Below are 19,904 nucleotides of genomic sequence, written 5' to 3'. Positions count from 1 at the left end.
CCGATGCGGATTGCGATCCTCGTCCTTCTGGTCCTGGCGGCAGGCGTCGCCGGGTCCATGTGGCTGGCCGGCCTCGGCGGCACGGTGGAGATCAAGGTCGGCGATTCCCTGGTCGCCACCAGCTTCCCGATGGCCGTGCTGATCGCCGCCATCGCCTTCCTGGTGCTGCACGCGATCCTCTCCGTCATCGGCGCCATCCGCCGCTGGCCGCGGCGGGCGCGGGTGACGCGGACGCTGCGCCGGCGGGAGCAGGGCGATGCCGCGGTGACGCGCACCCTGATCGCGCTCGCCGCCGGCACGGGGGATGCCGCGCGGGTCGAGGTGCGCAAGGCCCGCGGCCTGCTCGGCGACACGCCGCAGACCCTGCTGCTGGCGGCCGAGGCCGAGCGCATCTCCGGCAACGAGGAAGGCGCGGCGGAGGTGTTCCGCCAGCTCGCCGGGCGGGACGATGCCCGCTTCCTCGGCCTGCGCGGCCTGCTGCGGCAGGCCATGCAGAAGGGCGACTGGGACGCCGCCCGCGCCATCGCCAAGGAGGCCGAGGCGGTTCAGCCCGGCGCTTTCTGGCTGCGCGAGGAGCGGACGCAGCTCGCGCTCGAGACCCGCGACTGGCGGGAGGCGCTGGCGCTGGCCACGCCCGAGCAGCCGCGCGCCCAGCTCGCCCTCGCCGCGGCGGAGCAGGAGAGCGACCCGAAGCGGAAGCTGGAGCTGGAGCGGCAGGCCTTCCAGTTCGACAAGGGCTTCGCGCCGGCGGCCATCGCCTTCTCCAACGGACTGCGGCAGGCGGGCAGCCTGCGCAAGGCGAGGGCGGTGCTGGAGGAGGCCTGGCAGGCCGCCCCGCATCCGGACTTGGCGGAGCCCTACCTGGTCGTCGAGCCCGATGCCCTGTCGCGCCTCCGGGCGACAGAGGCGCTGATCCGCCGCAACCCGGCGGCGCCCGAGAGCCGGCTGCTGCTGGCGCGCTCGGCCATCGCGGCCGGGCAGCTCGGCAAGGCGCGGGGCGCGCTGGAGCCGCTGATCGCCTCGGGCGAGGCGGACCGGCGGGCCTATCTGCTGATGGCCGAGCTGGTCGAGGCCGAGAAGGGCGATGCCGGGCGGGTGGCGGCGCTGCGGGAGGAAGCCGAGGCGGCGAAGCCGGCGCCGCGCTGGCTCTGCGCCCATTGCGGGGCGGAGCACACCTACTGGAAGCCGGTCTGCACCGCCTGCGACACGGCGGGGCAGCTCAACTGGACGGCGGAGGCACCGCCTGCCGAGCCGGTGGCGACCCGGCCGGCCGCCTGACGCGCCGAAAGCATGCCAAAGGCTGCGATCGGGCGTTGCCCTTTCGCCGCCCGGCGTGTATCTCCCCGCGGCCTGGAACGCCGGCATAGCTCAGCGGTAGAGCAACTGATTCGTAATCAGTAGGTCCACAGTTCGATTCTGTGTGCCGGCACCAGTCTTCCCCCTCCGATTGACTCCCCCCGCCGCCGGCCAGCACCATGCCGGCAAGCAAGAGCGGCCGTGCGATCCGGCCGGCCCGGGGGGAACCACCATCATGCACCGCAGAGGCCTGCTGGGCGCGCTCGCGCTCTCCACGCCCGCCATCACCGGCGCCTTCGCCCAGGGGGGCGCCCATGCCGAGCGCTGGCCGACGCGCGAGATCCAGCTCGTCACCGGCTTCGGCCCCGGCGGCGGCACCGATGTCGTCGCCCGCGCCATCGCCGCGCATATGGAGAAGACCCTCGGCGTCCCGGTCGTCGTGCGCAACACGCCGGGCGCCGGCGGCACGCTCGGCCCGACCCGCATCGCCCAGGCGAAGCCGGATGGCTATACCTTCGGGCTGGTCGGCTTCTCCGCCCTTGTCGTCGCGCCGATGACGATGGATCTCTCCTACCGACCCTGGGAGAGCTTCGACTTCCTCGGCATCACCTCCGAACTGCGGATCGCCATCCCCGTCGGCCCCTCCCTGCCGCAGGTCCGGACCATCGCCGACTTCATCGCCGAGGCGCAGCGCCGCCCGCTGACCTTCGCCAGTACCAATCCAGGCTCCGCCGTCTCCTTCTTCGACCTGCAGCGCCTCGCCGGCATCCAGATGACCTATGTGCAGATCCCGAGCATCACCGAGGCCGCGAGCCAGGTGGCCGGCGGGCATATCGACACCTACTCCGGCACGGCCGAGATGATCGGCCTGGTGAAGGGCGGCAACCTGCGCATGCTGGCGAGCGCGAGCCTCGACCGCTGGCCGGAATTCCCCGAGGTGCCGACGCTGATCGAGCAGGGCTACGAGACGGCGACGCGGCAGCTCATCATCTGGGCCGGCCCGGCCGGCCTGCCGCCGCCGGTGCGCGAGCGGCTGGCCTCGGCGCTGATGGCCGCGGCGGCCGACCCGGAGGTGATCGCGCGGCAGAACGTGGCGAGCATCGCGCCCCGCCCGGTGCCACGCGAGCAGGCCATGGCGCTGATGCAGGAGGTGCGGCCGGGCGTCGAGGCAGCGCTGGTCGCCGCCGGCCAGGCGCGGAAGCGCGGCTGAGCCCGTCTACTCCGCTGGCCGGGACAGCGCCTCGAGCAAGCCCCGCGGCGGATGCGCCGGGGTGCGCCGCCCTGCGCCGGCGAGCGCGACGACCGCGTCCGCCTGCTCCTGCGCCAGCACGCGCGGCAGGCCGGGGCGCAGCACGGTGAGATAGGCCACCAAATCGGCCAGCGCCGCCTCCGCCGGGCAGCCGCGCGCGAGCAGGCTCCGGTAGCGGTGCACAGCGCTGCGCAGATGGGGCGGGGCCTCGGGCGGCGGCGGGGCTTCGGGCATGGGGCTTACTAGAACATAACATGAACATATGGGCCAGGGCCTCGCGCGGCCGAGAGCCGCCGCGCCGCCGGACCACTCGGGATGTCAGGCACTTGCGGCCTGCGTCGGCTGCGAAGGAGCCCTCGACCCGGACCGGCCGGGATGCCGTTACCGGTCAGCCCGATTCCGCCGCTAAGCGACCTGGCCCGGTCCTCGCCCGCCCCGCGCCAGGCCGGACGCCTGTCCGCCGCGCCTGTCGCACGCCGCCGTGACGTGAAATATCCATTTCCACGCCGGACATGCTTGACAGATTACGACCAACCATCGCTATATATCCGCGTCGCCGGGGCGTTCCGCGCCGGCACCGCGGGATTTGATCCATGCAGCTTGCACCGCGTCACCAAGCGCTAAAGCGCCACCGCCTCGGCCAGGGCCTTCGTGCCCCGTGCCGTCCCGGCGCGCGCTGTCGGCGCTGACGTTCCCCGGGCGCCCCGCGCCCTGACCCACCCAGCCCATCCAGCCGCCCGCCGTGACCGCACGGCCAGAGGACCCACCATGCACACCTCCCGCCCCATCGAGGTCGAGGGACGCTTCCTCGGCGTCGCCGTGACCCATGCCGCCGGCCAGGCCGGCCCCGCCTGGCGCTTCATCGCCACCGACCCGGTGGTCGAGGACCTGGACGGCGCCAGCTTCCCGAGCCCCGCCGAGGCGCAGCGCGTCGCCGGCCTCGTCGTGCAGCGCAGCCGGCAGCCCGCCGGCATCCTCCGGAGGCCCTTGCCGCTGCGATGATCGGCCAGACCCTCCGCACCCTTCTCGTCCTGGGCGGCCTGCTCGCCGCGCTGGCCGCCGCCGGCCTCGCGCAGCCGCCGCACCTGCCCGGGCTTCTGACGGAATTCTCCCGATGACCACACGCCGCCTGCTGCTCGGCGCCGGCCTCGCCGCGCCCTTCCTCCCGCTCGCCAGGGCCGGTGCCGGCACCGGCCCCGCCGGCTTCCCGGACCGGCCGGTTCGCACCATCGTGCCCTTCACGCCGGGCGCGACCAACGACAACGTCGCCCGCACCATGGCGCGCGCCCTGCTGCCGCGGCTCGGCCAGCCCGTCGTCGTGGAGAACAAGCCCGGCGCCGGCGGCGCCATCGCCGCCCGCTTCGTGGCCGAGGCCAGGGCGGACGGCCATGTGCTGCTGAACGCCTCCGCCGCCAACCTGACCATCGCGCCGCACCTCGCCCCGGTCGGCTACGACCCGCTGCGGAGCTTCGCCCCCGTGGCGCTGGCCGGCGAGGCCTTCGCGCTGGTGGCCGTCAACAACGACCTGCCCGTGCGCAGCCTGCCGGAGCTGATCGCCTGGGCCCGGCAGCACCGGGGCGCGTTGAACTACGCCTCGCCCGGCATCGGCTCCATCGCGCAGCTTCGCGCCGCGCTGCTGGCCGACGAGGGCGGGTTCGAGGCCGTGCACGTGCCCTTCCCGGGCAGTGCCCCGGCCGCGACCAGCGTCATCGCCGGCGACTGCCACCTGCTGATCGACCCGGTCGCCGCCCCGCATGTCGAGGCCGGGCGGCTGCGCGCGCTCGCCGTGGTCGGCGCGACGCGCTGGGACGCCTTCCCCGAGGTGCCGACGCTCGGGGAGTTCGGCCTCGGCCAGGAATGGCCGGGCAGCGGCTGGTTCGGCCTGGTCGCCCCGGCGGGCACGCCGGCGCCGGTCATCGCCCGGCTGAACCAGGCCTATAACGAGAGCCTGGCCGAGCCCGAGGTGGATGCCGCGCTGAAGCGCCTCGGCCTGCGGCCGGAGCCGCTCTCGCCGGAACAACTGGCGCGGCGGCTCGCCGCCGACCATGCTGCCGCCGGGGAGGCGCTGCGGCGCCTCCGCATCGCCTGACCGGCGGTCTGGATCGATCCGCCCAGACAGGGGTTGGGGCCAAGAGACGGAGGAACGGCGCATGGCGCACCCGATCCAGTTCATCGGCATGATCTCCCACCGGCGGCAGTCGGAGATCCATCCGCCCACCGGCCCGGTGGTGGACCCGGACTACATCAGCCGCTTCGCGCAGGCGCATGAGGCGGCCGGCTTCGACCGCATCCTCGTCGCCTGGGGCAGCACGTCGCCGGATGCGCTGCTGGTCGCCGCCCAGGCCGCGGCGGCGACCCGCCGCATCGGCTTCATGGTGGCGCACCGGCCGGGCTTCGTCGCGCCGACGCTCGCGGCCCGGCAATTCGCCACCTTCGACCATCTCTCGGGCGGCCGCGCCGCCATCCATGTCATCAGCGGCGGCAGCCCGACCGAGCAGAAGCGCGACGGCGACTTCCTGCCGCATGACGAGCGCTACCACCGCACGGAGGAATATGTCGCGCTGCTGAAGCGCCTCTGGACCGAGCCGAAGCCCTTCGACCACGCCGGCCGCTACTACCGCTTCGAGCAGGGCTTCGCCGAGGTGAAGCCGCTGCAGCAGCCGCATATCCCGGTCTATTTCGGCGGCTCCTCCGACATCGCCATCGAGATCGCCGGGCGGCTCGCCGATGTCTATGCCTTCTGGGGCGAGACGCTGGAGCAGGCGCGCGAGACCATCGCCCGCGTCCGCGCCAGCGTGGCGAAGGCCGGGCGCGACCCGGCCGCGATCCGCTTCAGCCTCTCCTTCCGCCCCGTCCTGGCGTCGACCGAGGAAGCCGCCTGGGCGCGCGCCGAGCGCATCATCGCCCGCATCCGGGAACTGCGCTCGGCCGGCTCCGGCGGGCCGAAGCCCGAGAGCGTCGGCTCGCAGCGCCTGCTCGAGGCGGCGGCGGGCGGCAGGGTGCGCGACAAGCGGCTCTGGACCGAGGTCGCCGCCGCGGTGGGTGCGGGGTCGAACACCACGGCGCTGGTCGGCACGCCGGAGCAGGTGGCCGACAGCCTCGCCGACTACCACGCGCTCGGCATCGACACCTTCCTGATCCGCGGCTTCGACCCGCTGGAGGATGCCGCCGAATACGGCCGCTCCCTGCTGCCCGCGGTGCGGGCGGCGATCGCGGCGCGCGGCATCCCCGCCGCGGCCGAGTAGCCGAGGCCCGCCCCCCATGCTCTCCCGCCGCACCGCGCTCGCCGCGCCGCTCCTCCTGCTCGGCGCGCCGGCGCGTGCGCAGGACTACCCGGAGCGGACGGTCCGCCTGATCGTCCCCTTCACCCCCGCGGGGCAGACCGACATCATCAGCCGCCTGGTCGCGCAGCGGCTGCAGCAGGACTGGGGCAAGCCGGTCGTCGTCGAGAACCGGCCGGGCGCCAATGCGCAGCTCGGCGCCGATGCGGTGGCGAAGGCGGCGCCGGACGGGCACACGCTGCTCGCCATCACCCTGACCCATGCGGTGAATACCTCGCTCTTCCCGCACGCGTCCTATGATTTCCTGCGCGACCTGCAGACGCTGACCCTGCTCGGCTCCCTGCCGCTGGTCGTCGTGGTGCGCGCCGGCGCGCCCTGGGAGGACCTGCCGGCGCTGGTCGCCGCGGTGCGCGGCGGGGCGCGGCTGAACGTGGGGTCCTCCGGCAGCGGCTCGCCGCCGCATCTGGGCCTCGAGCTCTTCCGCCGCGCGACCGGCGCGGCCGAGCGGCTGACGCATGTGCCCTATCGCGGCGGCGCGCCCTCCGTCACCGACCTGGTGGCGGGCAACCTGGACCTGCTGGTCTCCAACCTGCCGGAATGCATCGGCCAGGTGCAGGCGGGGCGGCTGCGGGCGCTGGCGGTGACCGCCGATGCGCGCCACCCGCTGCTGCCGGAGGTGCCGACCGCCACGGAGGCGGGACTGCCGCAGCTTCGCATCACGAGCTGGACGGCGATCCAGGCGCCCTCCGGCCTGCCGGAGCCGCTGGCCGGGCGCATCGCCGCCGCGATCCGGCAGACGCTGACCGACCCGGGGCTGCGCGGCCGCGCGGCGGAGCTCGGCTTCGACCTGGTCGGCCTGGACCTCGCGGCGTCCCGCCGCTTCGTCGCGGCCGAGGTCACGCGCTACGCGCAGCTCGTCGCCGAGGCCGGCATCCGCGCGGAGTAGCGGCGCCCGGGGCTACCGGCGCGGCGGCACGTCGCGCCCCGCTAGGTAGCCGCCGAGGCCGAGCAGCAGCGCGAGGGCCAGCGTGCCGAAGGCGATCGGCCAAGCCTCCCCGCGCGGCGCGACCGCCACCGCCCAGCCCGTCAGCGCCGGCAGCGCCGCGCTGCCCAGCGTCTGCGCCAGGTTCACCGTCGTCGCCCCGCGCCCGACCAGGTGGTCGGGGAAGAGCGAGCGGCCATGCGCCACTACGACGACGGGATAGCAGGAGAGCAGGCAGAGGCCGGTGAGCAGCGCCACGGCCGCCGCCAGCGGCGGCTGCGGCCAGAGGGTGAGCGCGAGCAGCACCAGCGCCGCGCCGCCGGACAGGGCAGCGACCAGCCATTTGCGGGTGTTCAGCCGCCGCTCCAGCGGTCCGACACCCAGCAGCCCCGCAACCAGCGCCAGCCCCATGCCGAAGAGCACCGCGCCGCGCGGGCCGGGCTCCAGCCCATGCACCTCCGACAAATAGGGCCCGGCCCAGACGGCGAGCACCGTCGCCATGGCGGCATAGCCGACCAGGTGCATGCAGAGCACCGGCAGCAGCCCCGGCGTCCGCCAGACCGTGACCTGGCCGAGCAGCGCCTCGCCCAGCGTCTCGGCCGGGCGATGTGGCGGCGGGCGGTCGGGCGGGTCGTCCCGCACCCAGGCCCACCAGAGCGCCGCCAGGGCCAGCGTCGCCGCGCCGGAGAGCGCATAGGCGCCGCGCCAGCCGAGCACCCCGGCCAGGGCGGCGAAGGGCGCGCCGGCCAGCAGGATGCCGCCCTGGCTCAGCGCGAAGACCCGGGCGAGGGCGGTGGTCAGCCCCGGCCCGGCATGCCAGCGGGCGCAGAGCACCACCGAGGCCATGAAGGAGGCGGCGCAGCCGATCCCGAGCAGGAAGCGCGCCGCGAGGAACCAGCCGGCGTCCGGCGCCAGCGCCTGGCCGAGCGCCCCGAGCGCCGCCGGTAGCGCCAGCCAGGCCACGGTCCGCCGCGGCCCGATCCGGTCGAGCGCCAGCCCGACCGGGACCTGCAGCAGCAGCAGCGCCAGGAAGAAGGCGCCGTTGGCCGCCCCGAGCAGCCCGGTGCCGGCCCCCAGCGCCGCCGCCAATTCCGGCCCCACCACCCCGAGCGCGGCGCGGTGGAACTGGCTGGCCGCGGTCATCAGCGCCAGCGCCGCCAGCAGCCTCGTGGCCGGGGCGAGGCCCGTGGCCGCCGGCAGGGTGGCCGTTCCGCCGCTCCTCATGCCGCCACCCCCAGCGCCTCGTGCAGCCGGCGCGCGCCCTCGGGCGTCACGGCGAGGCGGCGGCGGGCGAGGGGATCGCCCTCCGCCTCGCCGGGCAGCCGGGCAACCCAGTGGCGGCGGAGGCAGCAGGCGGCGATCTCCCGCCCCAGCCCGCCGGCGAGATGCGCGCGGCGTTCCGACCAGTCCATGCAGTCGCAGGCGAAGCGCCGGGCGCGGCGGGCCGAAGGCAGGTCCACCCCGAGCGCGGCGAGGCTCTCTTCCCCCGTCGGGGTCGCCGCCCAGCCGCCCGGCGCCGGCGCGATCCAGCCGCGCGCCGTCAGCCCGGCATGCAGGGCGACGCCGAGCCTCCCCGCGAGGTGGTCGTAGCAAAGGCGGGCGGTGCGGAAGGCCTCGCCATGCGGCCAGCGGCGCGGCGGCGGGGCGACCTCGGCGGCGAGGCCGCCGAGCATCTCGATCGCCGCCGCCACCTCCTCCGAGGCCAGGCGGTGGTAGCGGTGGCGCCCCTGCGGATGCACCACGACCAGCCCGCCTTCGACCAGCCTGGCCAGATGCGCGCTCGCCGCCGGCGCGCCGATGCCGGCGACGCGGGCGAGCTCCCCGGCGGTCAGCGCCTCGCCGGAGAGGAGGGCCTGCAGCATGGCGGCGCGCGGCGGCTCGGCCATCAGGGCGGCGGTGGCGGCGAAGGCGGCGGGGCTGGTCATGCCGGGCAGCCTAGCGCGCTCCGTTCTGGGGCGCTTCGGGCCGGGGCGAAGGACAGGCGGGGGCGGGGCATGCCAGGCTGCGGGGCAGGGAGGAGCCCGCATGATCGCCGTGATCTTCGAGGTCGAGCCGGCCGAGGGCCGGTTCGAGGACTATCTGGACCATGCCGCCCGGCTGAAGCCGGAGCTCGAGAAGGTGCCGGGCTTCATCTCGGTCGAGCGCTTCCGCAGCCTGAGCAACCCGAAGAAGCTGCTCAGCCTCTCCTTCTGGGAGGACGAGGCGGCGGTCGCCTGCTGGCGGACCCATCCGGGCCATCGCGGCTCCCAGGCGGCGGGGCGGGCAGGGATCTTCGCCGGCTACCGGCTGCGGGTCGCGGCGGTGCTGCGGGACTACGGCATGGCCGAGCGGCGGGAGCAGGCGCCGGCGGATTCCCTCGCGCTGCATGGCTGGTAGCGGTTGGCCATCCGTCGGCGCCTTGCCCCGGACGGAACGCCGGAACCCGCGAGGCGCCATCACGGAAGCGTCAAATTGGTCTTGCGTCGCCCGGTGATCGTATGCAGTATCCAATCGCGTTCCCGTGAGGCCCGGCTATCGGAGCCCGCGCCGGCACGCCGCCCGGATACCCGAGGAGCGGGAAGGGTGAAGCAGCCTTGGTGGCCCGGTGCGAGGCCTTCTGCGGAGTCCCCCTTTTCATGTCGCAGGTCATTCCCTTCCGGCCTTACCAGCCCGCCACCCTGCCCGAGGACGTCGCCAGCCTCTCCGCCCGGCTGCTCCAGGTGGAGACCGCGGAGACGAGCGACGAGGATCTGCTGGACCTGCTGCTGGAGGCTGAACTGGCCGCCCTCGGGGCGCTGGCGCGGTCGCGGGCGACCACGTTGGGGGAGGCGGTGCTGAAGCTGGCGACGCTGGTCCGCCGCATCGGCCAGGACCGCGACGGCCCGCTCTGCGAGGGCGAGATCGGCCTGCTGCGCTCCACCCTGCGGGACTTGCAGCGCCTGTCCGCCGCGCCGGGAACCGCGCTGCAGGCCTGATATCAACGGACCGGTCTGCTGACCGGTCCGAGCGCCCGAACGGGCGCCGCGCCGGATGACGCGAAGCCGAGCAAACCGGAGGTTTGCGGCCGGCGTCTGAGGGGCCCCTGAACGTGTCAAGGTTCAGGGGCGTTGGCATGGGGCCGGCCGCCGCGGCCTGATCGGCCAGGTCCCCCGGCACTGCCGCACCGGCCGCCCGGGGGCGCCCGTTGCCCCCGGGCGACGTAACCGCTGGGCGCGCCGATCCCGGGCTCCGGGACGCCCGCGCGCAGCCGTCAGGCGATGGCGACCTCCTCGGCATCCATCCAGCAGCGGTTGCAGGTCTGCCGCTCGGCATGGCGGCCTTCCGCCATCTGCGCCCGCATCCGCTGCCGCGCCGGGGAGAGCAGCACCTCCAGCAGCGGCTGCCGCGACAGGTCGCCGATCGGCTCCAGCCGCTCGAAGTCGAAGCAGCAGCCCATCACCAGCCCGTCGCAGTCGATGATCAGGTCGTCCAGCGCCGCCGGCCCGCAGCGATTGGGCACCGGCGTGAGGGCGAGGCGGTCGAAGACCGAGCGGTCCTCGGCGCAGCGGCTGCTCAGCTTGTCGAAATGCACGCCGCCGGCCCCGGCCGCCAGGAAGTGCCGGCGGATCTCCCCGAGTTCCGGCAGGTTCAGCCGGCTGACCGGGCAGCTCACCTGCACGAGGCCGCCGAAATCCTCGAGGATGGCGTCCATCTTCGGCCGCACGCGCTCGAGGCGGAGCGGCGCCATGAGCTCGGCATAGGCTTCCGGCCGCAGCGATTCGACATGCAGGGCGAGGATGTCGATGGTGCCGCGCAGCGCCTGGTGCCGGGCGCGGTTGTAGGCGGCGCCGTTGGTATTCACCGAGATCTCGACATCCGGCAGGTGGCGCCGGATCAGCCGCGCGCGCTCGACCACATGCGGATCCACCAGCGCGTCGCCGAACAGGCCGAGCGAGATCTGGATGTCCACCGTCAGGTGCAGCCCGGCCATCTCCCGCAGGATGCGCTCATAGAGGTCGAGCGGCATGGGCGTGCGCGGCACATGCGCCGTCACCGGCTTGCCGGTCGGGCAATGCACGCAGGAGGCGTTGCAGAGCCCGGTGGTGCCGATGGCGACGAAGCGGATGCCCGCCGGGATGGCCTCCGGCGCGATGCCGCGCGCGGCGGCGATCTCCTCCCGCATCGCGCGGTTGCGGCGGGCCTTGACCGCGCGCAGCGCATCCCGTGCAAGCCCATGCATCGGCTCCCGCGCCATGATGCCGGCGAGCGTGTCATGCGCCTCCGCCAGCCGGACCTCGCGCGCCTGCAGGGCGGCGAGTGCCAGGGCATGCTCCGCCGTCCCGAGATCGGCCGCGACGGCGCGCCGCAGGATCAGCGCCGCGCTGTCCGGCAGGTCCAGCGCCTCGATCGCCGGGATCAGCGCGATCAGCGGCTGCAACGGCGGCGTGGGCAGGTCGAGGAGGGCGGTGACGCTCTCCGCGATCGGCGCCGGGTCGCGGCGCGCGACGGCCTCCTGCAGGTCCTGCAGCAGCCGCGCGCCATGCAGGCCGAGGAGCCGGTCCCGTTCGCCCCGCAGCAGCGCATCCTCCGGCGCCAGGCGGAGGCCCTGCGTGATCAGCCCGAGCGCTTCCGCGAAGGCGCCGCGGCGGCCGACAACGTGACCGAGATGCAGCAGCGTGTCGGGGTTGTCCGGCTCGAGCGCGATGGCGCGGCGATAGGCCTGCTCGGCGGCATCGGCGTCGCCGCCTTCCTGCAGGGCATGGCCGAGCTGGACCCAGATGGGCGCGAGGCCCGGATCGCGGGCCAGCGCCCGGCGATAGCCGGCCACCGCGGCGGGCCAGGCGGCCCGGTCGCGCGCGGCATCGCCGGCCTGGATCAGCCGGGCGGTCCGCCGGCGGGAGGCGGCGCGGAACAGGCGGGTGAGCGGGACGGGAAGGACAATGCCAGGACGATGCACGATCGCGAATCGATTGTTGTTTCGTGCACCTAATAACAACTCTTGGCTGAGAGCGCGACGGGGTTGCGGCGGGCGGCCGGCAGGCGGGCACGTGTCCGCCTGCCGGTCCTCACGTCGCGATGGTCCGGCCGGCGCTCAGGCCGGCGCCGGGGTGCGGTGCCGCGGCCTCAGCGCTTCCACCAGCCGCGGCGGCGGGGGGCCTCCTCGCCCAGCGCATCGACGCTGATCGGCTGGATGGCCGGGCCCTGCACCACGACCTCCGCCGGGGCGGGTTCCGGCGCCGGTTCCGGTGCGGGCGCCGCGGCAACGGGCTCCGGTTCCGGCGTAGCCTCGGGGGCTGCCAGGGCGGGCTCGGGTGCCGGCGCCTCGGCGGCGGGGGCCGGCGCCTCCGCCACCGGGGCCGGTTCGGGAGCCGCCAGCTCCGGCGCCGCATCGGTCGGCACGGCCTCCGCCAGGACGGCCGGCTCGGGGGCCGCGGCGACGGGCTCGGCCTCTGGCGACGCGGCGGTCGCCGGCTCGGATGCGGGCGCCTCCGACACCGGCTCGGGCGAGGGCGCCTCGGAAGCCGCCTCGGGCACCGGCGTCTCGGCAACCGGCTCCGCCACCACCGCCTCGGCGACCGCGGGCACCGCGGCGCGGGCCCGGCGGCTCGCCGCCGCGGCAGCCTCGGCGGCGGCCTCGGCCGCCTCCATCGCCGCGAGGATATCGTCCACATGCCCGGCGAAGGGATCGGCCGGGGTCGGGCCCATGTAGCGGGGCGCCTGCGGCTCGACGACGCGCGGCGGGTATTCGATGCCCGGGCGGCCCGGCTGGCCTTCCGGCCCGCCGCGGCCGCGGCGCCCGCGGCGGCGGCGGCGCTGGCCGTCGCGGCCGGCCTCGCCCGTCTCGTCGCCCGGCTCGGCGGCACCCTCGGCCGCCTCGGCCGGGGCTTCCGGCCCGGCTTCGGCCTCGGCCTCGGCGCGCGGCGCCTCAGCGGCCTCGCCCTCGGCATCCGCCGCGGCCTCGGCCTCCTCCTCGCCCTCCTCGCCCTCGCCCTCGGCGCCGTCCGGCGCCGCGCCGGCCTCCGGCTGCGCGCCGTTGACGCGGCGGCGACGGCGGCGGCGGCGGCGGCGGCCGTCCCGGTCGCTCTCGCTCTCGGTCTCGGCGCGGGCGGGCGCCTCGGCGCCGGCCTCGGCTTCCGCCTCCTCCATCTCGGCGGGCACCTCGGCGGGCTCCTCGGCCTCCTCGGGCTCCGGCGCATAGTCCATGCGCAACGCGGCGGGCGCCGTCTCCACCGGCCGGGCCGGGTCGGCGGCGCGCAGCCGCTCGATGCGGAGCGCCGGCGGCAGCAGCGTGTCGTCGGTCTCGAAGACCACGGCCATGCCGAAGCGCTGCTCGATCTGCGCCAGCTTGTCGCGCTTGCGGTTCAGCAGGTACAGCGCGCAGGAGGTATGGACATGCACCGCAATCTCGGCGGCGCGGCGCCGGGCGCCCTCCTCCTCGATCGCCCGCAGGACCTGCAGGGCGCTGCTCTCGATGCTGCGGACCTGGCCGCGGCCCTGGCAATGCGGGCAGGTGACGAAGGTGGTCTCGGTCAGGCTGGGGCGCAGCCGCTGCCGCGACATCTCCAGCAGGCCGAAATGGCTGATCCGGCCGACCTGGATGCGGGCGCGGTCGTGCCGCAGCGCCTCCTTCAGGCGCCGCTCGACCATCCCGTCATGCTTGCTCGACTCCATGTCGATGAAGTCGATGACGATGAGGCCGGCGAGGTCGCGGAGCCGGAGCTGCCGGGCGATCTCGTCCGCCGCCTCCATGTTGGTGCGGAAGGCCGTGTCCTCGATATGCCGCTCGCGCGTCGCGCGGCCCGAGTTCACGTCGATGGCGACCAGCGCCTCGGTCTGGTTGATGACGATGTAGCCGCCGGAGCGGAGCTGCACGGTCGGCGAGTGCATGGCGTCGAGCTGCTGCTCGACCGAGTGCCGGGCGAAGAGGCCGCCGTCGCGGAAGAGCTGGATCTTGCGCGTCTGCTGCGGCATCAGCATGCGCATGAACTCGCGCGCCTCGCGGAAGGCGTCCTCGCCATCCACCAGCACCTCCTCGACGTCGCGGGAGAAGACGTCGCGGATGGAGCGCTTGATGAGGTCGGCTTCCTCGTAGATCAGCGCCGGCGCGGTGGACTGCAGGGTCCGTTCGCGGATGTTGTCCCAGAGGCGCAGCAGGTACTCGCAGTCCCGCCGGATCTCGGGCTTCGGCCGGTTGGCGCCGGCGGTGCGCACGATCAGGGACATGCCCTGCGGCAGGCCGAGCTCGTCGATGACCTCCCGCAGGCGCTTGCGGTCGGCGGCCGAGGTGATCTTGCGGGAGACGCCGCCGCCGCGCGGCGAGTTCGGCATCAGCACGGAGAAGCGGCCGGCGAGGGAGATGTAGGTGGTCAGCGCCGCGCCCTTGGTGCCGCGTTCCTCCTTGACGACCTGCACCAGCATGATCTGCCGGCGGCGGATCACCTCCTGGATCTTGTAGTGGCGGAGGAAGCGGGGCGGGATGCGGCGCTCGCGCGCGACTTCCTCGGGGCCCTCGCCGCCGATGGTCTCGGGCGGCGGCGCCTCCTCCTCCGGCTCCTCCTCGTGCTCGGCCTGGAAATGGCCGTTGGCATGCCCATTCGGCCGCGGGCGGGCGAGGTCGGGCTGGTCGCCGAGGCCGCGGGCGAGCGGCGGCGCGGCCGGCTCGGGCGCGGCCTCGGCAGGCGCCTCCGCGGCCGCGGCGACGGGTTCGGCGGGTGCTTCGGACGTCGCCTCGGCAGCGGGCGGAGGCTCGGCGGGCGCGGCCTCGGCCGGGGCTTCCGTGCGCCCGGTCGCCTCCGGGGCCGGCGCCTCTGGCTCGGCCGCGGCCGGTTCCGCGGCGGGCCCTGCCGCCTCGGGCGAGGCCTCGACCGCCGCCTGGTGCTCGACCTCGAGCGCGAGGGGCGCCGCTTCGGCGGCGGCCTCGGCCTCCGGCGAGGGCTCCTCGGCCTGGGCGGCCTCGGGCGCGGCGGCGGCGCGGTCCATCGGCGATTCCGGCGCCGCGTCCTCCTCCTCGTCCTCCTCCTCGTCGCGCGCCTCGGCGGCCTGCATCTCCAGCAGGCGTTGCCGGTCGGCGACCGGGATCTGGTAGTAGTCCGGATGGATCTCGCTGAAGGCGAGGAAGCCGTGGCGGTTACCGCCATACTCGACGAAGGCGGCCTGCAGGCTGGGCTCCACCCGGACCACCTTGGCCAGGTAGATGTTGCCCTTCAGCGGCCTCTTGGTCGCGGCCTCAAGGTCGAATTCCTCGAGCCGGTTGCCGTCCAGCACCACCACGCGGGTCTCTTCCGCGTGCGATGCATCGATCAGCATGCGCTTGGTCATGAAAGCCTTGGCTCCGCGCCGCGGTGCGCGCCGGCGGCGCGATGCGGCGGATCGGGGTGGCGTGGCCCGATCGAGGACGACTGCGCAGCGCCGGCATCAAGCAATCCCTGCCTCCATGCGCGCGTGTCCCGTCCTCTCTCGGCGGAGCGGCCACGGGGCACCGGCGCGCCAGGATCGGCCTGCGGCGGTCCCCCGGGGCGGCGCCCCAGGTTCGTGCCCACGCGCATGGCGCGACGCCCGCAGCGGGCGGGCGAAGCGGCGTCGGTCACGCTGGCACCAGGGACGGCCCGGGGTGACGGGGGCTCGCCGAGGGTTCAGGGCGCGACAGGTCCCGCGAGGACGAAGGCGGGCGAACCGGGCCGGCCCTGATCGGGGCGGCAACCCGGCCTGGCGGCCCGGCGAAGCGCGGGTGCGGCAACAGCCGCCTACCCCAAGCCGGGCCTCTGCCGCGCGCCGCATCGGCGACCACCCCGGGTTGGGGTTGCGGCCGGCCGGCGCGGCTGCGCCCAAACCTCCGCCGGCAGCGGGCGCCGCCGGGGCGACTCACCATAATCGTGTGGCCGGTCCTTTCACAAGGCCGCTGTCCTTGGGCATGGCGCCGACTCGCCCCCGTTTGGTATGCCGAATGCCGCGAGCCTGGGCATCCGCGGCGGCGATCTGCCGCGCAAGGAGGCGCCGGGGCGCGGGCGACGGATCGCGGAGCCGGGGGGAGCCGCGTCCCCGCCGCCGGCACAGGGGACAACGGGACCAGCAGGACCATGGAACAGGACGGCGCCGAGGGCGCCTGGGGACGGCGCGGGCTGCTCGCCCTGGCGGCGGCGCTCGGCGCGGCGCCGGCGGAGGCGGCCGGCCTGTCGGTATCCGTCGGGGCGGGGCGGACCCGGGTGACCCTGCCGCTCGCCCGGAGCATCGCCTGGCGGCTCGCCGCGGCCGCCGATCCGTCGCGGCTGGTCCTCGACCTGCCGGGCCTGCCCTGGACCGGCCCGGCCCGGCAGCGCGGCGCCGGGCTGGTGACGGGGCTGGAGCGGCGTGGCCCGGCGCTCACTCAACAACTTGTGATTCTGCTCGCCGGCCCGGTGGCGGCGCCGGTCGTCCGCGAAACGCCGGGGCGGCTGGTGATCGAGCTCGCGGCCGGCCCGGCCGCCGGATTCGCCCGGCTGGCGGATGGCCGGACCCTGGCCGCGGCCGGGCCGCGCGGGCCGCTGCCGCTGATCGTGCTCGACCCCGGGCATGGCGGGAAGGACCCGGGCGCCATCGGCCTGCGCGGGACGCTGGAGAAGCGGATCACCCTCGCCGCGGCGCTCGAGCTGAAGCGCCAGCTCGAGGCCGACGGGCATTGCCGGGTGGCGCTGACCCGCACCCGCGACGTCTTCATCCCGCTCGGCGAGCGGATCGAGCAGGCGCGGCGGCGGGAGGCGGCGCTCTTCCTCTCCCTGCACGCCGATTCCGCCCCGGGGGCGCGGGGTGCCAGCGTCTACACCCTGTCCGAGACCGCGACCGACAGCTTCTCCGCCGCCCTCGCGCAGCGGGAGAATGCCGCCGACCGGGCCGGCGGCCTGCGCCTGCCCTCCGTCCCGCCGGAGGTGCAGCGCATCCTGCTCAGCCTGATGCGGCAGGAGACGCGGACGGGGTCCGAGCGCGTCGCGCGGCTCGCGGTCGCGGCGCTGGAGGGGGAGGTGCCGCTGCTGCCCAATACCCACCGGCGGGCCGGATTCGTCGTGCTGAAGGCGCCCGACGTGCCCTCGGCCCTGGTGGAGATGGGCTTCCTCAGCCACCCGCAGGACGAGGCGGCGCTGAACCGGCCGGCGCACCGGGCGCGGGTGGCGGCGGCGCTGGCCGAGGCGGTGCAGGCCTTCCTCGCCGCGCGCGGGCCGGTGCTGGCGGCCGAGGGGTGACATTCCCCACCGCGGGCGCAAGTAACTCCGGAGGTATTTAATCTATAAGTTGATAGTTCGCCTTCCGATCCGCCACGATTGCGCTAGCCGGCCTCGACTCACGATTTGCTGCGCACGTGGCGCGAGCCGTCCCCGGTACTGCTGAGCCCATCGACATACCCTCAGGACGGCGGGCCGGGACTTCCCGGCCGGGCCTCCGCAAGACGGGACAGCAGAGCTTGAGCGACAGCATCCTCGCCCGCACCGGCGGACGCGCCGCCGACTATGTGCGCATCGCGCGGCCCGACCACTGGATCAAGAACATCTTCATGCTGCCCGGCGCGGCGCTGGCCATCGTGCTGGGCCGGGTCTTCGAGCCGGCGGCGATCGCCGAGGTGCTGGCGGCGCTGGTGGCGCTCTGCCTGATCGCCAGCGCCAACTACACGATCAACGAGTATCTCGATGCCGAGACCGACCGGCACCATCCGCTGAAGCAGGCCCGGCCGGGCGCCCAGGGCCGGCTGGATGGCCGCATCGTGGTGCTGCAGTACCTGCTGCTGGCCGCCGCCGGGCTCGGCATCTCCATGTTCCTCGGCAAGCCCTTCCTGCTGACCGCCTGGGTCCTGCTGGGCATGGGCATCCTCTACAACGTGCCGCCGATCCGCACCAAGGACCGCGCCTATCTCGACGTCCTCTCGGAGAGCGTGAACAACCCACTGCGCCTGCTGATGGGCTGGTTCGCCATCATCCCCGATGCGCTGCCGCCCTCCTCCCTCATCCTCGCCTACTGGTTCGGCGGCGCCTTCCTGATGGCGATGAAGCGCTACAGCGAGTACCGCCGGATCGGCAATCCGGAGATCGCCGGCGCCTATCGCCGCAGCTTCCGCTTCTACACCGAGGACACGCTGCTGCTGTCCTCCTTCTTCTATGCCCTGCTGGCGAGCTTCCTGCTCGGCGTCTTCCTGGTGAAGTACCGCATCGAATACGTGCTGGTGCTGCCGCTCTTCGCGCTGCTCTTCACCTGGTACCTCGCCATCGCGCTGCGCGCCGACAGCGCGGCGCAGGCGCCCGAGAAGCTGCACCGCGAGCGGCGCTTCCTGGCCTTCTGCGGGCTGCTGACCGCCGTGGTCGCGCTGCTGACCTTCGTGGACCTGCCCTTCCTCGAGGCCCTGATGGTGCCGTTGCGCTACTAGGCACGGGCTGCGACCGGTCCCATGTCCACCGCGCTGTCGGGGGTGCCGCGGCAAGACCGCGCGCGCGACCTCTCCGGATGGGCGCCGCCGCTCGGCGGCGCCGGCCGCCTCGCCCTGATCCTCCTGGTCGGTGCCGTGGCCTTCCTGCCCTTCCTGCTGGTGGGCCGCTTCCCCAGCCAGGACGGGCCGGCGCATGTGCAGACGGCGAGCAGCTTCGCCCTGCTGCAGGCCGGGCAGGCGCCGGTCTCGGCCCTGTTCATGGTGGTCAACGACCCGGGCCCGACCAACAACCTCGCGCCCTGGCTGCTCTCCCGCCTGCTCGAATGGCTGCCGCCCGCCCGGGCGGAATGGGCGCTGGCGCTCGCCGAGGTCGCGCTGCTCCTCGCCGCCGTCCTGTTCGGCCTGCGGCAGATGCGCGGCCGGCTGGCGGATGCCGCGCTCGGCGTGCTGCTCTGCGCGCCCGTGCTGCTCTACATGGGCTCGCACAGCCTGGTGCTGGCCATGGCCTTCGGCTTCGCCGCCCTCGCCTTCGCGGCGCGGCACCTGGAGACGGGACGCGCCGCCGAGGCGCTCGGCTTCCTCGCCGCCTCGGTGCTCGCCTGCGCCGGCAATATCCAGGCGGCGATCCCGATCCTCGCCGCCGTCCTCGGCGGCCTCGGCGGCAGCCTGGCCTGGCGGCGGCTGCGCGGCGGCCGGCTGCGGCCCGCGCGGACGGAGATCTCGCTCGCCCTGGCGACGCTGCCGCTGATCGGCCTCGTGCTGGTCTACAAGCTGGTCCTCGGCGGCGCGGAGTTCGGCGTGCCGCTGTGGTGGCCGCAGCGGGCGGCCTCCGCCCTGCTGCTGCGCGGCGACGTCGCCTGGTTCTGGTATTCCGACTGGATGCTGCTCGGCCTGCTGGCCTGCACGCTCTGGGCGCTGGCCGCCTGGTGGCTGCTGCGGGGGGCGGAGGCGGTCACCCCCGCCTCGCCCGCGCCCTGGGCGCTCTGGGGCGGCTTCAGCATCGCGGTCCTGTCGATGCTCGCCCCGACCGAGACGGCGCTGGTGCCGCAGATCCCGATGCGGCTGACGCCCTTCGCGCATTACCTCGTCTTCCTCTGGTTCTGCGGCGCACCGCTGCCCCTGCCGGCCCGGCGCGCGGTGATCGGGCTGGCGGCGGCGGCGGGGATCGGCCTGACCGTCACCCGCAGCCTCGGCCATGTGGAGCTCGCCGGGCGGCTCGCGGAACTGGACTGGGCGGAGCGGCAGGTGCCGGACGGCGCCGTCATGGAGGCGCTGCGCATGACCTTCCTCGGCGGGCCCTTCGACCAATTGCCGGGCCAGCAGATCCACGGCTTCCGGCTGCGCTTCGGCTCGCTGATCCATACCGGCTACGGCTTCGTCGGCCGCGACGTCGCCAACCTCTCCGATTATCAGTTGATGTCGGACTGGCACTTCTTCCGGCTGCGCCCGGCGCCGGCGGTCGAGGCGCTGCCCGGGATCGGCCAGGCCGACGAGATCCTGCGGGCCGGCGGCATTCCCGGCGGCTTCGCCGGGCACCGCGCGGAGCTGCGGGCGGCGACGGGTCGGGACATCGACTATGTCCTCTTCATGACCCAGGGCATGGATGTGCCGGAGCGGGCGAAGACATGGCCGCCGCTCGCCGATGTGCTGCGCGACCTCGAGGCCGGCTACGAGCGGCTCGCCCGGTCGGCGCCGACGGGCCTCGTGGAGGTGTGGCGCCGCCGTGATCTGCCGATGCGGTGAGGCGTCCGG

Annotated in this window: 16 protein-coding genes and 1 tRNA gene; 12 read left to right on the top strand and 5 right to left on the bottom strand. The window is 74.9% G+C overall.

Features of this window, described 5'->3' with window-relative positions:
* Positions 1–3: 3 nt before the first annotated feature.
* The 3 genes from Q7A36_RS06730 to Q7A36_RS06720 all read left to right on the top strand — a co-directional run bounded on the left by Q7A36_RS06730 (position 4) and on the right by Q7A36_RS06720 (position 2,506).
* Positions 4–1,278, top strand: a complete 1,275-nt coding sequence (locus tag Q7A36_RS06730; protein ID WP_305102899.1) for a heme biosynthesis HemY N-terminal domain-containing protein — start codon at positions 4–6, stop codon at positions 1,276–1,278.
* 79 nt (positions 1,279–1,357) lie between these two features.
* Positions 1,358–1,432: transfer RNA gene (locus tag Q7A36_RS06725), tRNA-Thr, on the top strand.
* Between the two features lie 99 nt (positions 1,433–1,531).
* Positions 1,532–2,506 carry a Bug family tripartite tricarboxylate transporter substrate binding protein gene (locus tag Q7A36_RS06720; RefSeq protein ID WP_305102898.1) on the top strand — a complete coding sequence of 325 codons (975 nt, stop codon included), beginning with the start codon at positions 1,532–1,534 and terminating at the stop codon, positions 2,504–2,506.
* Positions 2,507–2,512: 6 nt separating this feature from the next.
* Here the strand turns inward: Q7A36_RS06720 and Q7A36_RS06715 are convergent, their stop codons facing one another.
* Positions 2,513–2,779: a hypothetical protein gene (locus tag Q7A36_RS06715; protein ID WP_305102897.1), complete on the bottom strand. Its 267-nt coding sequence runs from the start codon at positions 2,777–2,779 to the stop codon at positions 2,513–2,515.
* A 534-nt stretch (positions 2,780–3,313) separates the two neighbouring features.
* Here Q7A36_RS06715 and Q7A36_RS06710 point away from each other — a divergent pair.
* The 4 genes from Q7A36_RS06710 (at position 3,314) to Q7A36_RS06695 (ending at position 6,772) form a co-directional block, all read left to right on the top strand.
* Entirely contained in the window at positions 3,314–3,547 is a 234-nt protein-coding gene (locus tag Q7A36_RS06710; RefSeq protein ID WP_305102896.1) for a hypothetical protein, read from the top strand.
* A gap of 112 nt (positions 3,548–3,659) precedes the next feature.
* Positions 3,660–4,634, top strand: coding sequence for a Bug family tripartite tricarboxylate transporter substrate binding protein (locus Q7A36_RS06705; protein WP_305102895.1), 975 nt, complete (start codon positions 3,660–3,662; stop codon positions 4,632–4,634).
* Between the two features lie 61 nt (positions 4,635–4,695).
* Entirely contained in the window at positions 4,696–5,790 is a 1,095-nt protein-coding gene (locus Q7A36_RS06700; protein WP_305102894.1) for an LLM class flavin-dependent oxidoreductase, read from the top strand.
* Between the two features lie 16 nt (positions 5,791–5,806).
* On the top strand, positions 5,807–6,772 hold the full coding sequence (locus Q7A36_RS06695; protein ID WP_305102893.1) for a Bug family tripartite tricarboxylate transporter substrate binding protein: 966 nt from the start codon (positions 5,807–5,809) through the stop codon (positions 6,770–6,772).
* Positions 6,773–6,784: 12 nt separating this feature from the next.
* Here Q7A36_RS06695 and Q7A36_RS06690 read toward each other — a convergent pair whose 3' ends face one another.
* Together Q7A36_RS06690 and Q7A36_RS06685 are read right to left on the bottom strand one after the other, a co-directional pair.
* Positions 6,785–8,032, bottom strand: a complete 1,248-nt coding sequence (locus tag Q7A36_RS06690) for an MFS transporter (RefSeq protein WP_305102892.1) — start codon at positions 8,030–8,032, stop codon at positions 6,785–6,787.
* The gene (locus Q7A36_RS06685) at positions 8,029–8,733 is read right to left on the bottom strand and encodes an ArsR/SmtB family transcription factor (RefSeq protein ID WP_305102891.1); all 705 of its coding nucleotides are present in this window, start codon (positions 8,731–8,733) and stop codon (positions 8,029–8,031) included. Before Q7A36_RS06685 ends, Q7A36_RS06690 begins: the two co-directional genes overlap by 4 nt.
* 100 nt (positions 8,734–8,833) lie before the next feature.
* On the opposite strand from Q7A36_RS06685, the gene Q7A36_RS06680 reads away from it, so the two are divergent.
* Together Q7A36_RS06680 and Q7A36_RS06675 are read left to right on the top strand one after the other, a co-directional pair.
* The gene (locus tag Q7A36_RS06680; RefSeq protein WP_305102890.1) at positions 8,834–9,184 is read left to right on the top strand and encodes an antibiotic biosynthesis monooxygenase family protein; all 351 of its coding nucleotides are present in this window, start codon (positions 8,834–8,836) and stop codon (positions 9,182–9,184) included.
* Positions 9,185–9,423: 239 nt separating this feature from the next.
* Complete coding sequence (locus Q7A36_RS06675) at positions 9,424–9,762, top strand: hypothetical protein (RefSeq protein ID WP_305102889.1); 339 nt, start codon at positions 9,424–9,426, stop codon at positions 9,760–9,762.
* A gap of 275 nt (positions 9,763–10,037) precedes the next feature.
* On the opposite strand, the gene Q7A36_RS06670 is transcribed toward Q7A36_RS06675, so the two are convergent.
* On the bottom strand, positions 10,038–11,723 hold the full coding sequence (locus Q7A36_RS06670; RefSeq protein ID WP_305102888.1) for a tetratricopeptide repeat protein: 1,686 nt from the start codon (positions 11,721–11,723) through the stop codon (positions 10,038–10,040).
* A gap of 167 nt (positions 11,724–11,890) precedes the next feature.
* Positions 11,891–15,085, bottom strand: a complete 3,195-nt coding sequence (locus tag Q7A36_RS06665; RefSeq protein WP_305102887.1) for an Rne/Rng family ribonuclease — start codon at positions 15,083–15,085, stop codon at positions 11,891–11,893.
* A gap of 758 nt (positions 15,086–15,843) precedes the next feature.
* Between Q7A36_RS06665 and Q7A36_RS06660 the strand changes: the two genes are divergently transcribed.
* The 3 genes from Q7A36_RS06660 to Q7A36_RS06650 all read left to right on the top strand — a co-directional run bounded on the left by Q7A36_RS06660 (position 15,844) and on the right by Q7A36_RS06650 (position 19,895).
* Positions 15,844–16,980, top strand: coding sequence for an N-acetylmuramoyl-L-alanine amidase (locus Q7A36_RS06660; protein WP_305102886.1), 1,137 nt, complete (start codon positions 15,844–15,846; stop codon positions 16,978–16,980).
* Between the two features lie 218 nt (positions 16,981–17,198).
* Positions 17,199–18,152, top strand: coding sequence for a UbiA prenyltransferase family protein (locus Q7A36_RS06655; protein WP_305102885.1), 954 nt, complete (start codon positions 17,199–17,201; stop codon positions 18,150–18,152).
* 21 nt (positions 18,153–18,173) lie between these two features.
* Entirely contained in the window at positions 18,174–19,895 is a 1,722-nt protein-coding gene (locus Q7A36_RS06650) for a hypothetical protein (protein ID WP_305102884.1), read from the top strand.
* The last annotated feature ends 9 nt before the right edge of the window (positions 19,896–19,904 follow it).

It is taken from the genome of Paracraurococcus lichenis (genome assembly GCF_030657435.1).
In the GTDB taxonomy this organism is placed as follows: Bacteria; Pseudomonadota; Alphaproteobacteria; order Acetobacterales; family Acetobacteraceae; genus Paracraurococcus; species Paracraurococcus lichenis.
Note: the sequence above shows the minus strand (reverse complement) of the source record. Positions and strands in the feature narration are given on the sequence as shown.